This is a genomic window from Lichenihabitans psoromatis (assembly GCF_004323635.1).
Lineage (GTDB): Bacteria > Pseudomonadota > Alphaproteobacteria > Rhizobiales > Beijerinckiaceae > Lichenihabitans > Lichenihabitans psoromatis.
On sequence record NZ_CP036515.1, the window covers coordinates 2,800,004 to 2,818,473 of the forward strand.

At 62.5% G+C, this 18,470-nt stretch carries 13 protein-coding genes and 2 pseudogenes; 10 read left to right on the forward strand and 5 right to left on the reverse strand.

Translation table 11 applies throughout. The features are described 5' to 3' along the window. The first annotated feature begins 153 nt into the window (after positions 1 to 153). The 4 genes and pseudogenes from EY713_RS23340 to EY713_RS13040 all read left to right on the forward strand — a co-directional run. Positions 154 to 276: a hypothetical protein gene (locus EY713_RS23340; RefSeq protein WP_264479198.1), complete on the forward strand. Its 123-nt coding sequence runs from the start codon at positions 154 to 156 to the stop codon at positions 274 to 276. A gap of 7 nt (positions 277 to 283) precedes the next feature. Further along, positions 284 to 370 carry a K(+)-transporting ATPase subunit F gene (gene kdpF / locus EY713_RS13030; RefSeq protein ID WP_131119689.1) on the forward strand — a complete coding sequence of 29 codons (87 nt, stop codon included), beginning with the start codon at positions 284 to 286 and terminating at the stop codon, positions 368 to 370. 35 nt (positions 371 to 405) lie between these two features. After that, complete coding sequence (gene kdpA, locus EY713_RS13035; protein ID WP_131115469.1) at positions 406 to 2,115, forward strand: potassium-transporting ATPase subunit KdpA; 1,710 nt, start codon at positions 406 to 408, stop codon at positions 2,113 to 2,115. A 12-nt stretch (positions 2,116 to 2,127) separates the two neighbouring features. After that, positions 2,128 to 3,225, forward strand: a pseudogene (locus tag EY713_RS13040) (HAD-IC family P-type ATPase); the annotation flags it as partial. Positions 3,226 to 3,292: 67 nt separating this feature from the next. On the opposite strand, the gene EY713_RS13045 reads toward EY713_RS13040, so the two are convergent. Continuing rightward, a protein-coding gene (locus tag EY713_RS13045; RefSeq protein WP_131113674.1) for an IS3 family transposase occupies positions 3,293 to 4,473 on the reverse strand; the annotation gives its coding sequence in 2 pieces (ribosomal slippage) (positions 3,293 to 4,212 and positions 4,212 to 4,473; 1,182 coding nt in all). Between the two features lie 64 nt (positions 4,474 to 4,537). On the opposite strand from EY713_RS13045, the pseudogene EY713_RS13050 reads away from it, so the two are divergent. The 5 genes and pseudogenes from EY713_RS13050 to EY713_RS13070 form a co-directional block, all read left to right on the forward strand. Then, positions 4,538 to 4,849 (forward strand): annotated as a pseudogene (locus tag EY713_RS13050) (potassium-transporting ATPase subunit B); the annotation flags it as partial. 5 nt (positions 4,850 to 4,854) lie between these two features. Then, positions 4,855 to 5,484 (forward strand): potassium-transporting ATPase subunit KdpC, encoded by a 630-nt coding sequence (kdpC, locus tag EY713_RS13055; protein ID WP_131115471.1) that lies wholly within the window; start codon positions 4,855 to 4,857, stop codon positions 5,482 to 5,484. Positions 5,485 to 5,572: 88 nt separating this feature from the next. Continuing rightward, on the forward strand, positions 5,573 to 8,320 hold the full coding sequence (locus tag EY713_RS13060; protein WP_131115473.1) for a sensor histidine kinase: 2,748 nt from the start codon (positions 5,573 to 5,575) through the stop codon (positions 8,318 to 8,320). After that, positions 8,283 to 8,978, forward strand: a complete 696-nt coding sequence (locus tag EY713_RS13065; protein WP_131115475.1) for a response regulator — start codon at positions 8,283 to 8,285, stop codon at positions 8,976 to 8,978. Before EY713_RS13060 ends, EY713_RS13065 begins: the two co-directional genes overlap by 38 nt. Before the next feature lie 63 nt (positions 8,979 to 9,041). Beyond that, on the forward strand, positions 9,042 to 9,314 hold the full coding sequence (locus EY713_RS13070; RefSeq protein ID WP_131115477.1) for a hypothetical protein: 273 nt from the start codon (positions 9,042 to 9,044) through the stop codon (positions 9,312 to 9,314). Positions 9,315 to 9,410: 96 nt separating this feature from the next. Here EY713_RS13070 and EY713_RS13075 read toward each other — a convergent pair whose 3' ends face one another. After that, positions 9,411 to 11,795 (reverse strand): glucose/quinate/shikimate family membrane-bound PQQ-dependent dehydrogenase, encoded by a 2,385-nt coding sequence (locus tag EY713_RS13075; protein WP_131115480.1) that lies wholly within the window; start codon positions 11,793 to 11,795, stop codon positions 9,411 to 9,413. Between the two features lie 259 nt (positions 11,796 to 12,054). Between EY713_RS13075 and EY713_RS13080 the strand changes: the two genes are divergently transcribed. Further along, a complete protein-coding gene (locus EY713_RS13080) occupies positions 12,055 to 12,246 on the forward strand; it encodes a hypothetical protein (RefSeq protein WP_131115482.1) in 192 nt (63 codons plus the stop codon). A gap of 522 nt (positions 12,247 to 12,768) precedes the next feature. Here the strand turns inward: EY713_RS13080 and EY713_RS13085 are convergent. The 3 genes from EY713_RS13085 to EY713_RS13095 form a co-directional block, all read right to left on the reverse strand. Beyond that, positions 12,769 to 13,260, reverse strand: coding sequence for a hypothetical protein (locus tag EY713_RS13085; protein WP_131115484.1), 492 nt, complete (start codon positions 13,258 to 13,260; stop codon positions 12,769 to 12,771). A 772-nt stretch (positions 13,261 to 14,032) separates the two neighbouring features. Next, a complete protein-coding gene (locus EY713_RS13090; RefSeq protein ID WP_131115486.1) occupies positions 14,033 to 14,269 on the reverse strand; it encodes a hypothetical protein in 237 nt (78 codons plus the stop codon). 205 nt (positions 14,270 to 14,474) lie between these two features. Continuing rightward, positions 14,475 to 18,218 (reverse strand): PAS domain S-box protein, encoded by a 3,744-nt coding sequence (locus EY713_RS13095; RefSeq protein WP_165491123.1) that lies wholly within the window; start codon positions 18,216 to 18,218, stop codon positions 14,475 to 14,477. Positions 18,219 to 18,470: the final 252 nt, after the last annotated feature.

Here is an 18,470-nt window from a genome sequence, read left to right on the forward strand (position 1 = left end):
CTTGGCGCTGCGACCGCCACCGCGGTTGACCCTCGGATGTCACCCGCGGCCGGCGCCGACGCACCGGATCCGTCCTGTGACGCTGCCGTTTATGCGTCGTTAACAAGCCCTGGACCAACCGCGTATGGATCGTTGATCCCGCGATGAAGGACTGTGCGCCCCTCGGCCATCCAGGCCGGAGGGGCTATTCCCGTGCTTGACATCATCTTCATCGCCGTCGCGCTCGCGCTCTTCGCCGTCACGGGGGCCTATGCGGCCTTCTGCGACCGCTTGTGAGGGCGTCATGATCGAACCTCTCGCGGGCCTCGCGGTCGCGGCCGCTCTCGGCCTCTATCTTCTCTACACTCTCATCCATCCCGAACGTTTTTGAAGGCGTGGCCCTGACCGGGCCGCGAAGGTGACGCCATGACCGTCCTCGGATGGCTACAGATCATTCTCCTCCTGGTGGCCGTCGTGGCCGCCGCCATTCCGATCGGGGCCTATATGGTTCTGGTCATGGGCGGCGAACGCACGTTCATGTCGCCCGTGCTCCGGCCGGTCGAAGCGGGATTCTACAAGCTTTGTGGCGTCGATCCGAAGGTCGAACAGGGATGGCGAGCCTACACGCTGTCCATGCTGGCATTCAGTGCGGCCGGGTTCTTCTCGCTCTACGCGATGCAGCGTCTACAGGCCTACTTGCCGCTTAACCCGCAGGGCTTCGACGGCGTTGCGCCGGACCTCGCCTTCAACACGGCCGTAAGCTTCGTGACCAACACGAACTGGCAGAATTACGGCGGCGAAACCACGATGAGCCATCTGATGCAGATGGCAGGTCTGACGGTCCATAACTTCGTCTCGGCCGCCACCGGCCTCGGGATGGCTTTCGCCATGGTCCGCGCCTTCTCGCGGTCCGAGTCGAAGACGATCGGCAACTTCTGGACGGATCTGACGCGGGGCGTGCTCTACATCCTGCTCCCGATTTCGATCGTGGTGGCTCTCGTGCTCGTTGCACTGGGGGTTCCGCAAACGCTGCTCGCCTCCGTCGATGCGACGACGCTCGAAGGCGCCAAGCAGGTGATCGCCATGGGTCCGGTCGCCAGCCAGGAGGCCATCAAGGAACTCGGCACCAATGGCGGCGGCTTCTTCAACGCCAATTCGGCTCATCCGTTTGAAAGCCCGAACGTCTGGTCGAACTTCATCGAAAATTGGAGCATTCTGGTGATCCCGGTCGCCACCGTTTTCGCCTTCGGTCGGATGGTTGGTAATAAGCGCGAGGGGCGTGCGCTGCTCACCACCATGGCGATCGTGTTCCTGGTCGGCGTCGCAACCGTTTATGCGGCTGAGACCTTCGGCAACCCAATTCTGACCGCCCTCGGTGTCGATGGCGCGGCCGGCAATCTCGAAGGCAAGGAGATCCGCTTCGGACAGGCCATGACGGCTTTGTTCACGGTCTCGACGACCGGCACCAGCACCGGCGCCGTCATCGCCGCGCATGACTCGCTGACGCCGCTGGGCGGCCTCGTGCCCTTGTTCAACATGCTGCTCGGCTGCATCACGCCGGGCGGCGTTGGCGCGGGTCTTTATGGCATCCTGGTGCTGGCCATCATCACGGTCTTCGTGGCTGGCCTGATGGTCGGACGGACCCCCGAATATCTCGGCAAGAAGATCGAGACCCGGGAGATGAAGCTCGCCATGCTGGCGGTGCTGATCTACCCGCCTCTGGTGCTTGGCTTCACGGCGGCGTCGGTCATGCTGAAGACGGGCCTCGATAGCCTGAACAATGCCGGCGCCCATGGTTTGAGCGAAATTCTCTACGCATTCGCATCGACCACGGCCAACAATGGCTCGGCCTTCGGCGGCCTCACCGGCAACACGCTCTGGTACAACACGACCCTCGGGCTCGCGATGTTCCTCGGCCGGTTCGCCTACGTGATCCCGGTTCTGGCCCTTGCCGGCTCGGTCGCGGCCAAGAAAAAGTCTCCCGCCTCCGTCGGCACCTTCCCGACCGACAGCCCGCTCTTCGTCGGCCTGCTGCTCGGCGTGATCGTGATCCTCTACCTCCTGCAATACTTCCCGGTGCTCGCGCTTGGACCCATCGTCGAGCATTTCTCGATGCTGGCCGGCAAAGCCTTTTAAGGAAATCGAGCCATGGCTCCCCGTTCGTCTTCGCTCAACCTCTTCGACCCGGCCATTATGGGCCGCGCCGTCGTCGAGGCCTTCAAGAAGCTCAATCCGCGAACCCTCGCCAAGAATCCGGTCATCTTCGTGACCGAGGTGGTGTCGGCTGGCGTCACCTTGCTGTTCATCCGTGATCTGGTGACCGGCAATGGCGAAGCTTTGTTCTCCGGCCAGATCGCAGCCTGGCTCTGGTTCACGGTGTTGTTCGCCAACTTCGCCGAAGCCGTTGCCGAGGGGCGTGGCAAGGCGCAGGCCGATGCCATGCGGAAGCTGCGGAGCGAGACGAGCGCCAAGCGGCTCGTTGATCCGAAGGGCCTCGGCGATACGGTCGAGAGCGTCAATGCTCTCGATCTGAAGGTCGGCGACATCGTTCTGGTCGAGGCGGGCGACTTGATCCCGTCTGACGGCGAGGTCGTGGCCGGGATCGCATCGGTCAACGAAAGCGCCATCACGGGCGAGTCGGCTCCGGTGATCCGCGAATCAGGCGGCGACCGCTCGGCCGTCACCGGCGGCACCATGGTCCTGTCGGATTGGGTCAAGGTTCGGATCACCGCTGCTGTCGGCTCGACATTCCTCGATCGCATGATCGCCCTCGTCGAAGGCGCCGAGCGCCAGAAGACCCCGAACGAACTCGCGCTGTCGATCTTGCTGTCGGGGCTCACGATCATCTTCCTGATCGTCTGCGTCACGCTCTGGCCGATCGCGCTCTATTCGGGCACGACCCTCTCGGTCACCGTTCTGGTTGCTTTGCTGGTCTGCCTGATCCCGACCACCATCGGCGGCTTGCTGTCGGCCATCGGCATCGCCGGCATGGATCGTCTGATCCGCTTCAATGTCGTCGCGACCTCTGGGCGCGCCGTCGAAGCGGCCGGCGACGTCGACACCCTGCTGCTCGACAAAACCGGCACGATCACGTTCGGCAACCGTATGCCGAGCGAGTTCATTCCGGTCGGCGGCGTCGCCGAAAAGGCGCTGGCCGAAGCCGTACTGCTGTCGAGCCTCGCCGACGAGACACCGGAAGGCCGCTCGATCGTGGCGCTCGCGAAAAGCCGCTATGGCCTGGCCGAAACCGACCTGACGGCCGCGAATGCCAAGGTCGTGTGATCGGCCCCCATCGGGTGGTCCGGGTTGATTGTTAGTTCATGGTCGGCCTGGGCGCCACCCTGAGCATGGCCGGCGGAGATGGTCGGGGTTTCGCAGCCGGCCATGCGGCGAAGGCGGGCACGAAGACCTCCGGCGCCGGGGGCTTGTAGCCGATTGATCCGTGCGGGCGCACAGTATTGTAATGCCTTCTCCAGCTTTCGATGATGACCTGAGCTTCCTTGAGCGAGTAGAAGATCTCTCCGTCGAGCAGCTCGTCTCGGAAGCGAGCGTTGAACGACTCGACGTAGCCGTTCTCCCACGGGCTGCCTGGGGCAATATAGGCGGTCTTTGCTCCAACCGCCGTGATCCAGTCTTGCACAGCCTGGGCGATGAACTCGGGGCCGTTGTCCGAACGGATGTGACCAGGCACGCCGCGCAGGATGAACAGGTCGGACAGAACGTCAATGACGTCGGTCGAGTTGAGCTTGCGCGCGACCCGGATGGCCAGGCACTCCCGGGTGAACTCGTCGACGACATTGAGGGTCCTGAACTTGCGGCCGTCATGCGTGCGATCCTCGACAAAGTCGTACGACCAGACGTGATCGCGGTGCTCGGGCCGGAGGCGAATGCAGGAGCCGTCGTTGAGCCAGAGACGTCCCTTCTTCGGCTGCTTGGCCGGCACCTTCAGCCCTTCGCATCGCCAGATGCGCTCGACCCGCTTGTCGTTTACCAGCCACCCGGCATCGCGCAGCAACGCCGCGATCTTGCGATAGCCGTAGCGGCCGTACTGCCGCGCCAGCTCGATGATGTCGCCCGTCAACGCCTCTTCGTCGTCAAAGCCCCGCGGCGCCTTGCGCTGCGTCGAGCGGTGCTGACCGAGCGCCGCACAGACGCGGCGCTCGGAGACAGGCAAATGCTGTCGCACATGCTCGATGCAGACGCGCCGGCGCGCGGGGCTCAGAAGTTTCCCGAGGCCGCCTCCTTCAGAATCAGCTTGTCGAGCGTGAGGTCGGCGATCGCCTTGCGAAGCCGCATGTTCTCCGTCTCCAGCTCCTTCAGGCGCTTGACCTGGTCAAGCTTCAAGCCGCCGAACTCCTTCCGCCACCGGTAGTAGGTGACCTCGGTCACCCCGATCGAGCGAACCGAGTCCGCAACGGTCTTCCCCTGTGAGACCAACACGTCGACCTGACGCAGCTTGCTCACGATCTCTTCAGGCTTCGGTCGTCTTCCCATCGATCCATCCTCCAGGCTCGAAAGCCATACATCGGGATGGACCACTTCAAGGGGGGACGATCAGATCGCCAATGACGTTGCAAAGTATTTCGCCATCATCCCGGCGCTGTTCCTGGCGACCTATCCGGAGCTTGGCGGCATCAACATCATGCATCTCAGCTCGCCGAAATCGGCGATCCTGTCGGCCGTGATCTTTAACGCGCTCATCATCATCGCGCTGATTCCCCTCGCGCTGAAGGGCGTGCCTTACCGCCCGATCGGCGCTGCCGCGCTGCTGCGGCGCAACCTGTTGATCTACGGGTTCGGCGGTATCGTGGTGCCGTTCATCGGCATCAAGATCATCGACCTCGCCGTCTCTCACCTCCATCTCGCGTGAAAGCCATGTTGAATCACATCCGCCCGGCGATCGTCATGATCGTTCTCTTCACCGCCCTCACGGGCGTCGCTTATCCGCTCGCCATCACCGGCATCGCCCAGGTCGCGATGCGCGGGCATGCCGACGGCAGCCTCGTCGTCCGTGACGGCAAGACCGTCGGCTCCAGCCTGATCGGACAGAATTTCACGTCCGATCAGTATTTCCACGGACGGCCCTCGGCGACGAGCGGCACCGATCCGGCCGACGCCACCAAGACGGTCGATCAGCCCTACAATGCCTCGAATTCGTCCGCCTCGAATTTTGGTCCGACCTCGCAGAAACTCGTCGACCGGGTGAAGGCTTCGGTGGCGGCGCTGAACGGCTCGCCACAGGCACCGGTGCCGGCCGATGCGGTGACGACCTCTGCCTCGGGTCTCGATCCGCATATCTCGCCCGCCTATGCGACGCTTCAGGTTGATCGTGTCGCGCGAGCCCGCAAGATGTCGGTCGATCGGATCCAAGCCCTGGTGGAGCAGGGGACGTCGTCTCCCGTGCTCGGCTTCATGGGCCAGCCACGCGTCAACGTGTTGAACCTCAACCTCGCCATCGACGCGCTGTCCAAGACACCCGGACCTGCCGCGACCGTCGCGCCGTAAAGTTGGTGTCGCGGCAGAGATACGGCATTGTCGTTGCGGCGAGCGGAAGGCGTAGAGCCGCTCGGTCCGATGCCTGGTGCTTGTGACGATGCTCTCAGTCGAGACCCGACCGAATCCCGATGCCCTTTTGGCCAATCTCGGCCAGGAGGGCAAAGGTCATTTGAAGATCTTCCTTGGGGCCGCGCCCGGCGTCGGAAAGACGTTTGCGATGCTGTCGGCGGCCCGGCGTCTGGCGGCTGCCGGCATCGATATTGTGGTCGGCGTTGTCGAAACGCATGGGCGGGCCGAAACCGAGGCCCTGATCGAGGGCCTGACGATCCTGCCGCGACGCACCATGTCGTATCGCGGCACGACGATCGAGGAATTCGACCTCGACGCTGCGTTGGCCCGGAAACCCGCGCTGCTGATCGTCGACGAACTCGCTCACTCCAACGCGCCCGATAGCCGACACCCGAAGCGCTATCAGGATGTCGAGGAACTGCTGGGCGCCGGCATCGACGTCTGGACCGCGATCAACATCCAGCATCTCGAAGGCTTCTCCGACGTCGTCTCGCGCATCACCGGCGTCGTGGTGCGCGAGGTGGTGCCCGAGACGGTGCTCGACACGGCCGACGAGGTCGTGGTCGTCGATGTCACGCCGACCGAACTGATCGGACGACTGCGAGATGGCAAGATCTATCTCCCTGAAAACGCGACGCGCGCCGCCGACGGCTTTTTCAAGCCCGGCAACCTGACGGCCCTTCGCGAACTCGCCTTGCGCCGCACGGCCGACCGGGTCGACGATCAGATGGTCGACATCCTCCGGCAGAACGCGATCGAGGGCGCATGGCCAAGCGCCGAGCGGCTGATGGTCTGCGTGGGTCCCGATCCATCCTCCGAGAATGTGGTGCGGGCCGCGAGCCGGCTGGCCAGTGGCTTGAACGCAGCGTGGGTGGCCGTGACGCTGGAGCGCACGGGTGCCGAGGTGACGGACGATGTCGCGCTGCGTCGTATCGACGAGATGCTGCGGCTTGCCGAGAGGCTCGGCGCCGAAACCGCACGCCTTGCCGGCCGCGACCTGCCGGATGAGGTGCTGCAATATGCCAAGCGCGAAAATATCACGCAGATCGTTATCGGACGATCCAGTGCCGGGTTCTGGGCCCGCTTCCGCGGCCAGTCTTTGTCCGGGATGATCCTGCGCCGCGCCACCGACATCGCCGTGCATGTGATCGTGGGGCAGGGCACCAGCGTCAAACCCAAACCGAAACTGCCGCGGCTCGACCCAAGCAGCCTCCTTCTCGGGTCCGCCTGCGCGCTGACGTCCGTCGCATCGGCGGTGGGGATCGGGCTGTTGGCCGAGCGCTATGTGCAACTGCCGAATCTGTCGATCATCTTCCTGGTGGCGGTCTTGGTTTGTGCCGTCAGCCTCGGGGTGTGGCCGGCCATCGCGGCCGCGATCCTGTCGTTCTTCGCCTATAATTTCTTCTTCATCCAGCCCGTCTACAGCCTGACCGTGGCGGAGCCACATGAGGTGTTGGCGCTGGTCATCTTCCTTCTGGTCGCAGTGTTGACGGGAGGATTGGCGGGACGCGTTCACGACCAGACCGTGGCGGCGCGTCGTCGGATCACGACGGTGCAGACGCTTTACGACGTGTCGCGCAAATTATCGGGTATCACCAATCTCGACGACGTTCTCTGGGTCGTGGCGCGCCAATCCGCCGCCGCGATCGGCGGTCAGGTCATCATTCTTCTGCCTGAAAGCGCCTCTGACCGAGATTTGACCATCAGGGCCGCCTTCCCACCGGAGGATACGTTGCAGCCGGGCGAATGGGCGGCCGCCCGGTGGGCTTTCGAGAAAGGCGAAACTGCAGGATGGCGGACCGGGACGCTCCCGAATGCCCTCTACCAATTCGTCCCGATCCGCACCTCGCGGGGGTTGCTCGGCGTCGTTGGCTTCGAGCCGCATGATCGCGAACAGGCTATGCCGGCCGAAGTCGAGCGCACCTTCTCGGCCTTAGTCGATCAGGGGGCGATATCGATCGAGCGGGCTTTGCTGGTCGCCGAAGGCCGGCAGCGCGACGCCCTCGTCGAAAAGGAACGGCTCCGCACAACGCTGCTATCGTCTCTGTCACACGACCTGCGGACGCCGTTGAGCTCGATCCTCGGATCGGTCACCAGTCTGCGGAGCTTTGGCGATCAGATGCCCGCGGCCGACCGGAACGATCTTCTGGCCGCCATCGAGGAAGAGGCGAGCCGCTTGGCGCGGTTCGTGTCGAACCTTCTCGATATGACCCGGTTGGAGTCCGGTGCGATGGACCTCTGCGGTGGCTGGATCGATATGGCGGATGTGCTGCCGCAGGCCGTTGCCCGGGCCGAGAAGTCGTTTCCGGGGCGGCCCATTCGGCTGGAGATGCCGTCGGATCTGCCGATGGTGCGGGGTGATGCCAGCCTGCTCGAGCAGGTGTTGTTCAATCTGTTGGACAATGCCAACAAATATTCGCCGGCCGGAACCCCGACAGCGCTGTCGGCAACGCGCCAGACGGATGAGGTCGTGATCGCGGTCGAGGATCAGGGACGGGGTATTCCGCCGGAGGGCCTCGTCCGTATTTTCGAGAAATTTACCCGTATGCATGCGGGTGACGGGCGGCCGGCCGGAACCGGCCTCGGTTTGGCGATCGCCAAAGGTGTCGTCGAGGCGATGGGCGGCACGATTGTCGCGCAAAGTCCTGCTACGCATGGCGTCGGCACGCGGATCGTGATCCGATTACCCGCTGCGGATGAGCCGCTCCTTTTGGAGCCGGGTAGCGACAAGGAGCACCATGTTGTCGGGACAGCAGCGCATTCTGGTGGTGGATGACGAACCGCAGATCCATCGCTTTCTGCGTCCGACTTTGGTCGCGGCGGGGTTTGAGGTCGTTTCGGCGCTGACCGGCAAGGAGGCCCTTGGCATCATCGCCAAAGCTGTGCCCGAACTCGTGCTGCTCGATCTTGGTCTGCCCGACATGGATGGTCGCGCCGTTCTCGAAGCGATTCGCGCGGTCTCACGTGTACCGATCGTCATTTTGTCGGCCCGGGATGACGAAGCCGCCAAGGTGGCGGCACTCGATGCCGGCGCGGATGATTATGTCAACAAGCCATTCGGGGTCGAGGAATTGATGGCGCGGTTACGGACCGCGCTTCGCCACGCCATCACGATCGAAGGCACGACGGCCGTGTTCCAGTCGGGCGAACTCATCATCGATACGCTGGCGCACCGCGTCACGATGCGGGGCGAGCCGGTGAAGCTCACCCCTAAAGAGTTCGAATTGTTGCTATTTCTGGCGCGTCACGCAGGTCGCGTTCTGACACATCAACATATTCTTCGCACGATCTGGGGACCGGCTCATGTCGACGACGCTCAATATCTCCGGGTTTTCGTTCGTCGGCTTCGCCAGAAGATCGAAGTCGATCCAGCACAACCGCGCATTCTTCTGACCGAAGCAGGCGTCGGCTACCGGCTGCATTCCGACGCTTAAAATAGCCACCACCATCGCGCGGGATCTGGGTTAACGTCCGTTCGTCAAGCCGAGGGGGACGACGTGAACCACAATGAGGCGCCGATGGTCAGCATCATCGTCGAAAGTTACAGGCCGGATGTCGCGGAGGGGGCCGAGCCGATCGTGCTGATCCGGCCCGTGCAGGGGCAGCCCTTCCCGGTCACCATGGACGTGCGCTGCAGCAACCGGCTCTCCGATGCGGCGCTCCACGATGTCGGGACGCGCTTCCGCATCAAAGTAAAGCCGACCAAGCGAGAAGACGGATCGACTTATCTGTCTACCCCTCGCTATTCGCATCCCTACGAGGTGCTGTGAGGGTGCGACCACGCATCCGATGCGCCTGTCTAAGGGGGTGACAGACCAGCAGGATGGCTCGGCGACGCTGCCAAGCCATCTCGCGCTGCCCCTAACTCAGGGCTGGAGCGCATAGGCGATCACGTAATCGCCGATTTTCGTACCAAACGAGCCATGGCCGCCGGCCGCCGTGATCACGAATTGCTTGCCGCCACTCGCATAGGTCATCGGTGTCGATTGGCCGCCGGCCGGCAAGCGATCTTCCCACAATTGCGTGCCGTTGGTGACGTCGTAGGCACGGATGTAATAATCGAGCGTCGAGGTCAGGAAGGTCACGCCACCCGCAGTGGCGAGCGGGCCGCCGAGGGTCGGAACGCCGAGTTTGATCGGCACCGGTATGGGCGAGCTATCCTGGATCGTGCCGTTCCGATGCATCCAGATCACCTTCTTGGTCTGGAGATCGATGCCGGCCATATAGCCCCACGGCGGCCGAAGACAGGGAATGCCGATCGGCGACAAAAACGCGTGCAGATCGACGCCATAGGGCGTGCCGAACATGGGTTGCACGCCATTTTCCGAACCAGGCGGCAGCGAGGCGTTGGGCTTGGCCGGATTATCGGCGCCGCGTGGGATCAGCGTCGACACGAATGGCACCGACATCGGATTGGCGATCGCGATTTGCCGGACCGGGTCGACCGCGATGCCGCCCCACTCGAACATCCCAAGATTGCCGGGGAACACGAGCGTGCCCTGCAGCGAAGGCGGCGTGAACGTGCCTTCGTAGCGAAGCTGGTGGAACAAGATGCGGCAAGCGAGCTGATCGAAGATCGTGGCGCCCCACATGTCGGCTCCGGTCAGCTTCTCTTCCGGCCGGAACGTCAGTTCACTGAAGGGTTGTGTTGGTGACGACCGATCGCCCGGCGCGGCGCCTTGCGGCACGGGACGTTCGGGCGCCGGCACGATCGGCTCACCGGTGCGACGGTCGAGCACGAAGAGATTGCCGGTCTTGGCCGGCTGCAAAATTGCGGGCACGACGCCGTTGGCGGTTGGCACATCGACCAGGGTCGGCTGCGAGGGGAGGTCCATATCCCACAGGTCGTGATGCACGGTCTGGTAGGACCACGCCAGTTTGCCGGTGTTGATATCGAGAGCCACGAGTGCGCTTGAGTAGCGCTCTTGCGCGGGGGAGCGATTGCCGCCCCAGATGTCTCCGGCTTGCACTCCCATGGGGAGAAAGACGAAGCCGAGAGTGGCGTCATACGAGGCCGTCATCCACGAATTCGGCGACCCGATCGTGTAGCTGTGGGTCTCGGATGGCATTTCGTTTTCGTTCAGATTGCCTGAGTCCCAGGCCCAGACGAGCTTGCCGGTATGGATGTCGAAACCGCGCACGACACCCGAGGGAACATGCGTCGAATAATTGTCGATCACGGCGCCGGACACGACCAAGATCTTGTCACTGACGACGGGCGGCGAGGTTGGTTCATAGAAGCCGAGCGTGTGTTCGCCCATGCCCTGCTGCAATCCCAGTGTGCCATGGTCCCCGAAGCTGTCGCATAATTTGCCGGTGTCCGCGTCGAGCGCGATCATCCGCCCATCGTTGACGGGCAAGAAGATGGTTCGCGGGCAATCGGCTGGCGCGGGCGAGCCGTCAGCATTCGTCGCGCCCGGCTCCGTCTCGTGATACGACACGCCACGGCAGGTCAGATGCTGAAAGGTCGGATTGTCTTTGACCATCGGATCATAGGACCAGCGCAATTTGCCTGTCGCCGCGTCGAGCGCGAACAGCCGCTGGTGCTGCGAGCAGAGATAGACGGTGTCGCGGACCTTGAGAGGCGTCACCTCGAAGGTCGTCTCGGTCGGGTCGTTCTTACCCGGCAGATCGCCGGTCCGGAATGTCCAGGCCACCTTGAGGTTCTTGACGTTGGCCGGGGTGATCTGCGCGAGCGGCGAATAGCGCTGACCGAACTGGCTTCGGCCATAGGCCCGCCAATCCTCGTCCGGCTGCGGCTCGGGATCGGCCGGCGGCTTGGACGACGCGCTCACGATGGTTCCGTCGATCTCGTGATAGGTCGAAACAAGACCAGTGATCAGCACGACCGCACCGGCCGCGACGCCGGCCCAGAGCGGCAGCATCGGGGCGATGCCGGCGAGCCTCTTGTCGCGATCGAGGTTGCGGGTGATCCAGGGCGTGAGTAGCCACAGGCCAAGTGGATAGATGATGTCGCCGCGCGCTGCGAGCGGCCAAAAATCGAAGCCGACCTCGCTGACGGCCCAGAGCAGGGTGCCGATCAGCACCGCCGCATAAAGCCATAATGCGGATTGTCGCCGGAGCAGCAGGAGGATACCGGTCGCGATAATGCCGAGGCCCGCGACGAGGTAGAAGAAGGAACCGCCGAGCGCCACGAGCCACGCGCCGCCGCCTCCGAGCGCCAGACCCAGCACGATGAACACGATCCCGGTCAGCAGGACCACCCAGCTCGATCGTGACGCAGTCCGCATGTCGTTCGTTCCTCGTTCGGCTGGCCGGCCTCGCCGCCAGGATGAACGGCGCGCCAGCCCACAGCCAAGCAGCAGCCGTGCATCCGCTGTGTGACGGTGGCGGCGACATTTTGCAACAACACAGGCGTGTTTCCGTGCATCAACAGCATGGCTTCGCCGGAACCCTCCCTGGATTTCGGCGGTTGCCATGGGTTAGCTCCGGCCTTGCGTCAGCATTGTTGCGCTGCGGCCGGCCCTCCCTCGCGCAAAGGTCACGTCCATGGCTCATGAAAAAGACGACCGTCAGAAGCCCGCTCCCACCGAGCCGCATCCCGGTATGATGGGTGACGGCACCGAGGAGCAGAACCTCAACCAGACGGGCAACCCGAAGGCGCGCATCTCGGAAGACGAGGTGAAGGAGGCTTTCGGGACGGAAAGCACGACCCAAGGTGAAACGTCGAAGAAGAGCTGAGGCTCTTCATCGCCGCAGGGGCCAGGCCAGCTCTTAAAGGTCGGGCCCCTTTTCGGTTGGCAGCATAGCATTGCTACACAAGTGTTTGTTCTGACGCAGATCTAAGCTGCGTCAACTCGGCCTCGGTCGTCACGGGCGGACGAATGATCCACTCGGCACAATGTCGGCTGCCGCGCCGCCAGATACGGTTGACAACTCCCGAGCAGGACTTGTCGAAGCGGTCGACGCGACTTGATGAACTGGCCGACGTCGGGCCCGCGCGGTGGACTTTGCTGACCGAGGCGCGTGACCGATAAAGCCCGCTCCATTCGAGCCGGTGTACGGCCGATCCGCTGGGGAACCAGAATATCCGGGTAATTGCACACTAGACATCTGCGGCGGCGCTTCGGCACATCCTGCCAACATCGCGAGCGTCGACAAGGCCACCAAACGACAGATCATAAGCAACTCCAAACTCTCGATATCATCGTCTAAAAGTATGAACGACCCTTCGTACCCGGAGGGTTCGGTCGGCTCACGCTTTTAGCCGATGTGACGCTGATGGGAGGACACAGGCTTTCCCAGCCTGATTGCCCCAATCGCGAGACCCGCCGCCATCGCGACATAGACGGCCGCCATCGACCGTTTGGACAGCACCATTTCCCACCCCGGCGTAAGCTGTTTTGGGGTCGCACCATAATCGACAACTACCGCGACGGCCGATATCGCAAGAGCTTTACCGAACGCCTCGATCGGAGGGACTGGCCGACGCGATCCGACCCAGAGTTGCAGCGGGACAGCCCAGAAGATGGTGGCCGCGAGATGGGTCGCAAGGCCGACGCCGGTATGGGCCAGATCGCCTTTTGTGACCAGGCTGGCCTGTTCGCCGTTCAGCCAATGGCTGGTCGAGTTGGTCGGTTGCAGCAATCCGCGGTTTTCGATCTTTGCCGCAACCATGAGAGCGACGGTTGAGGTCAGACTTCCGAGCGCTCCTGAAACCACGGCCGAGCGGCCCGCGCTTGCCCAAACTCCCACATCCAAACTCCCTGATCACCGACGTGAGGTGAACGTTCCGCGTCATGAGACGTTCCTGCACCGGGACAAGCCATCCTCGATTGCAAGCCACGCCCTTATCGACCGACGGCCGATCCGCCGGATATTCGGGCGTGGATCGATCAGTGGGGCATTGCTGCACCGGGCAGCACGAGCATATCGCGACGAGAGTCTCGCCCGATACGACTGTCTAGGGGGCGATTGATCTGCGCGCTGCGACTGACACAGAACACGCGGTAGAACAATATGCTTGTGCCGTAACAACAAGCTGAGATTATGGTGCCGACCATCTCGCCAGAGGCCGACATGGTCCGCTTATCACGCTCGACGCAGGGCACGGTCGGCACAAGGGTCGAAGAGGCTGGCGGGATCCGCGATGAAAGCAAAGAGACATTCACGCCTCTCGGTGATGACCCTCGTGCTTCAATACGTGGTTGTCGTGCTGCTCGTGTTGCTCTTTATCGAGATCTGCATGCGATCGGACGCGCGGTTGGCGCCATTGCCTTGGGACGGCTCCTGAGCGGGCGACGCATCTTTTATCGTCGCCAATCTGCCGAGCCGTTGATCGAGGCACGCGGAGGCTGAGACACAACCCTCGACGAGAGAGATTTGAAAGTGGGCGAGCCGAGATGTTTCGGCACAGCCTCGAATGTCACGCGACGGCCGGTTGGATCGAGACGCAAAGCGGCTCGATCCTCGATTGCCTTAGACACGTCGACCGCGAAGGACGACGTCACAAAAAGGGCGCCGCTTCTTATCGCTTCAGCTTATAGGCGGCCGCGCATTTCGGGCTGACTTCTGCCTTCTTGGCTTTCATGCAGGTCGTCACCTTATTGACGTCCGGAACGAACTCCCCGCAGAGCCTCTGGGCGTCGTCGTAGCAGGCTGCCTGCTGCCGGTCTCGCAGCGTCGGACCCTTGGTGAACGCAAAAGCGGGTGCGACGGAAGAGCCGGTCACTGCAACAATCAAGAGTGCTTTAAAGACATTCATCGGCATCCGTTCCTTGCAGGGCGTCTCAATTGCTCAATCGGCATGACGCAAAGACATAAGCCTCATTCAGACTTAATGTTTCGCTGCTGGACGCGGTCTTCAGAACAGAACAACCGATTTATGCTTCGTGTTGTCGTTTTGCCGCTAGGTCGAAGCCGTGGTGGACTCGGGTTAGACCCGCGACGCTGATCGCATTGTGTTGACCTTAACGGGACTCTGCCGCGACCGACGGCGCACGCTTCAATCGCCGCATGCGGGCCGCTTTCGTCAGCACATGCGACAGCTGCTCGATCGAATACGGCTTATGCAGCAACTCGAAGCCGTGCGTGCCGCTCTGCGCCAGAACGTGGCTGTAACCGGAGGTGAGCACAACCGGAAGATCGGCATGGCGGCGGCGGATCTCCTGGGCGAGATCGACGCCGTTCATACCGGGCATGACCACGTCGGAAAAAACCACGTCGAAGCGACTCGAGTCGAGTGCCAGTTCGGCCAGAGCAGATTTGGCATCAATCGCCAGAACCGAGGCATAGCCGAGTTCCTCGAGCGTCTGCGTCGCGAAGGATCCGACATCGACGTTATCCTCGACGAGGAGCACGCTGATGCCATCCCCATCGACCGTCATGGTCGCTCCATTTCGGCTCTCGTCCGCCATCGTATCGCCGACGGCCCTCGGCAGATAAAGCGTGAAGGTCGTGCCCTCACCCAGGATGCTTTCGACGCCGACCTCCCCGCCCGACTGTTTGACGAAGCCGAACACCTGGGACAGGCCGAGCCCGGTGCCCTTCCCGACGCCCTTAGTCGTAAAGAAAGGCTCGAAGATCCGATCCAGGTCTTCGGGCGCGATGCCGGAACCGCTATCGGTCATCGACATCGCGACGAAATCGCCGAGTACCGCCGGGTGGGCTCTCAAGGCCGGCAGAACGGACGTCGGATGCACCCAAATGGTGAGTTTCCCCTCACCATCCATCGCGTCGCGGGCGTTGACGGCCAAATTGACGAGCGCGGTTTCGAACTGGCTGGGATCCGCATCCACGAAGCAGGGTTCGTCATGCACGATCGTCTCGACGCGGACACGGGACCCCGTGAGGGTTTTGACCATGTCGCTGATCGCGCCGACGCTCTGAACCACGTCGAACACTTCGGGTTTGAGCGCCTGACGGCGAGCAAAGGCAAGCAATTGCCCCGTGAGTTTGGCGGCTCGCCCGGTCGTATCCGAAATAGCGTCGATGTAGCGCTGGCGTCTTTCGTCCGAGAGGTTCGGCCGTTTCAGAAGATCGATCGACGATCGGATGACGGTCAGCAAGTTGTTAAAATCATGCGCCACGCCGCCGGTCAATTGACCGACCGCCTCCATCTTTTGGGATTGGCGAAGCTGTTCCTCGGCAAGGTTCAGCGCTTCCGCTTGGAGCTTCTCGGCCGTGATGTCACGCCCATAGGCATAGACGAGGCCATCCTCCGGAGCCGCCACCCAGGACATCCAACGGTAGCCGCCGTCCTTCCGACGAAAGCGATTGATGTAGGCCCGAAGACCCTCGCGATTGGCGCGTTCCAACACCTCGCTAGCATCGCCGAGGTCGTCCGGATGGATGAAATCGAAAACCGATAGCCCCAGCATCTCGTCTGGGGTCCAACCGAGGATCGTCTCAGCGGCAGGATTGACGGCTCGAAACTGCCCCTCCGCATCGACGATGATCAGAAGATCTTGGGAGTTCCGCCACACGCGATCGCGCTCTCGAGTCCGTTCGGCAACGCGTTGCTCAAGATCGATATTGAGATCGCGCAGTTGGTCTTCGACGCGCCGTCGCTCGATCGCGGCACGGGTGCGGTCGGCGACGTTCCGCGCGAAGGCCAATTGCTCTTCGGTCCAGTGCCGAGGCTGCGTATCGTGGAGAAAGAACATGGCCACGAACTTGCCATGTTCGATCACCGGCAGATTGATGAACGCACGGACCTCTATGCTCTCGAAAGCTGCCGTCCTTCCCGATGTTCGATCGTCCTCGTTCGTATTGTCGATGACGACCGTTGACCCTCGTTTGAGATCGTCGACGAAGGATCCGAAAGTTCGAAACGAGTGCGTTCCGGCGACACTCGCGACGTTGGGCTTGGCCCAATCGCGAAAAATAGTGATGACTTCGCCTGCGACATTGACGGCGCCGTAGCCGGCCCGACCAATGCCGAGCGTGCGACCCATGATCTCGGATGCGGCGAAAGCCATCTCGGCGGTATCGCTCATGTCCCGGAGGCGATCGCCGAGTTCGAGGATTGCGAGCCGGCGCTCTTCGGCTTGTTTGCGTTCCGTGATGTCGACCGATGCGCCCGGAAAGCGAATGGGCGTCCCATCGGCGTCTCTGACGATCCGACCTCGCGCCAAAACCCATCGGACCGAACCATCCGGTTGAAAGATGCGATACTCGTTCGAAAATTCATCCGCGCCGGAAAAGAGACGGTCTAGTTCGTTTTGAAAGGCCGGCAGATCATCCGGATGAAAGTTACGCGTGAATTCCGAGAGAGGGGCGCCGCGTGCGGCCCAGGCGGGATCGACCGTGTAGATGTGAGCGAAATTGGCGTCCGCATAGATGATGTCCGCCTTCAGGTCCCAGTCCCAAATGCCGACCATGCCGGAGGCGCCGAGTGCCAGGTTCAACCGCTCCTGGCTCTGTTGCAGTTCCCGTTCGGCCTGTTTGGAGGCCGTGATATCGCGGGAGACCGCAAGCAGCTTCTCGATCTGGCCATGGGCATCCCGTATCGGGGTGATCCGAACGTCCCACCATTTCTCAATCCCGGCGAACGTCGCGGTCGGTCCCTGGTAATGTCCGGTTCCGCCCGTGCGTGCGGTCGCGAGGGCATTCTCCGCTGTCAGGCGCAAATCGTAAGGGCAGATGACGGGCCAGGGCCGGCCACGGATCGCATCGAAATCCGACACATCCATAGCGTCTTGACCACGCTCGCTCATGAAAACGAGCGCTCCGTCGAGATCGAGCACCTGGATGCAATCGTCCGATGAGGCCAGAACGCCTTGGAGGAATTCCTCACTGAGCCGAAGCTTCTCGGCCGCCGCGCGGCGCAGGGTCTCGTCACGAACGATCTTGATGAACCCGATATGCTGGCCAGCCTCGGTCCGCAATGGCATCATTTCGCCATTGGCCCAGAAGCGCGACCCGTCCTTTTTCATATGCCAGCGCTCATCGTTCGCGCGGCCCGTTTCAAGCGATCGCCTCATCTCTTGCTGGACGAGATCGCGCGCCCGATCTTCGGGTGTGAAGAAAAGATCGGCTGGCTGCCCCTTCATCTCCTCACAAGACCACCCAAAAATCCGCGTCGCGCCGGAGTTCCATTCGGTCACGAGGCCGACGCGGTCGGTCGCCACGATTGCGAAATCGACGGCGCTTTCGAGAATTTGATGGTGGCGTGCGTTGCCGTCTTTCACGGCCTGCTCCGCCGTCTCGAGGGCCGCGATCGAGCGCCGCAATTCAAGCTGGGACATGACTTGTCTGGCTAGCGCCTTGAGGCCGGAGGCCTGCATCTGCGACAACCCATTGGGACGCGGCACCGAGTCAATGACGCAGAGGGTTCCAAGCGGCACACCCTCGGCCGTCTCGAGCCGGGCACCCGCGTAGAAGCGGAGATGCGGTTCGCCCGTCACGAGGGGGTTGGTCGAGGTTCGATCATCCAGGGTGAGATCGGGAATGATCATGAGCCCTGGCTGCTTCAACGCATGTTGGCAGACGGACTGGTTGATCGGTGTCTGGTGAGGATCGAAGCCGACCCGCGCCTTGAACCACTGCCGGTCATTCGCCACGAGACTGACGAGCGCCACGGGCGTCGCGCAAATTTGCGCCGCAAGATGTACGATGTCGTCGAACCCCTCTTCGGCGGGGGTGTCGAGGATGTTATAGGAATCGAGCACAGCAAGCCGTCTCTCCTCCTCGGATCGGGACGGATCAACCATGTCGGGCGATCGCTCTCTGATGATCACAGACAACGGTCGAGAGCTCGACGAATCCCGTCGGAGGAAGTCGAAACGCCAACGCGAGCCCAAACGACCAACCGCAGGGGATCCAGCATTCCAAGAAGGCCATGCGGATCGGGCCGCGAGCGTGTATCGACACCATAACCGCGCCATAACATGACGTCGAGAACGAGTCACCTGACCGAGAAGACGCGGGCCGCGACCTGAAACACATCGGCGCGTGGGGCTCGA

Excerpts from the sequence above, each read along its gene's own strand:
- kdpF (WP_131119689.1), top strand. The coding sequence starts at position 284 with ATGATCGAACCTCTCGCGGGCCTCGCGGTCGCGGCCGCTCTCGGCCTC.
- kdpA (WP_131115469.1), top strand. The coding sequence starts at position 406 with ATGACCGTCCTCGGATGGCTACAGATCATTCTCCTCCTGGTGGCCGTC.
- kdpC (WP_131115471.1), top strand. The coding sequence starts at position 4,855 with ATGTTGAATCACATCCGCCCGGCGATCGTCATGATCGTTCTCTTCACC.
- EY713_RS13060 (WP_131115473.1), top strand. The coding sequence starts at position 5,573 with ATGCTCTCAGTCGAGACCCGACCGAATCCCGATGCCCTTTTGGCCAAT.
- EY713_RS13065 (WP_131115475.1), top strand. The coding sequence starts at position 8,283 with ATGTTGTCGGGACAGCAGCGCATTCTGGTGGTGGATGACGAACCGCAG.
- EY713_RS13075 (WP_131115480.1), bottom strand. The coding sequence starts at position 11,795 with ATGCGGACTGCGTCACGATCGAGCTGGGTGGTCCTGCTGACCGGGATC.
- EY713_RS13080 (WP_131115482.1), top strand. The coding sequence starts at position 12,055 with ATGGCTCATGAAAAAGACGACCGTCAGAAGCCCGCTCCCACCGAGCCG.
- EY713_RS13090 (WP_131115486.1), bottom strand. The coding sequence starts at position 14,269 with ATGAATGTCTTTAAAGCACTCTTGATTGTTGCAGTGACCGGCTCTTCC.
- EY713_RS13095 (WP_165491123.1), bottom strand. The coding sequence starts at position 18,218 with ATGGTTGATCCGTCCCGATCCGAGGAGGAGAGACGGCTTGCTGTGCTC.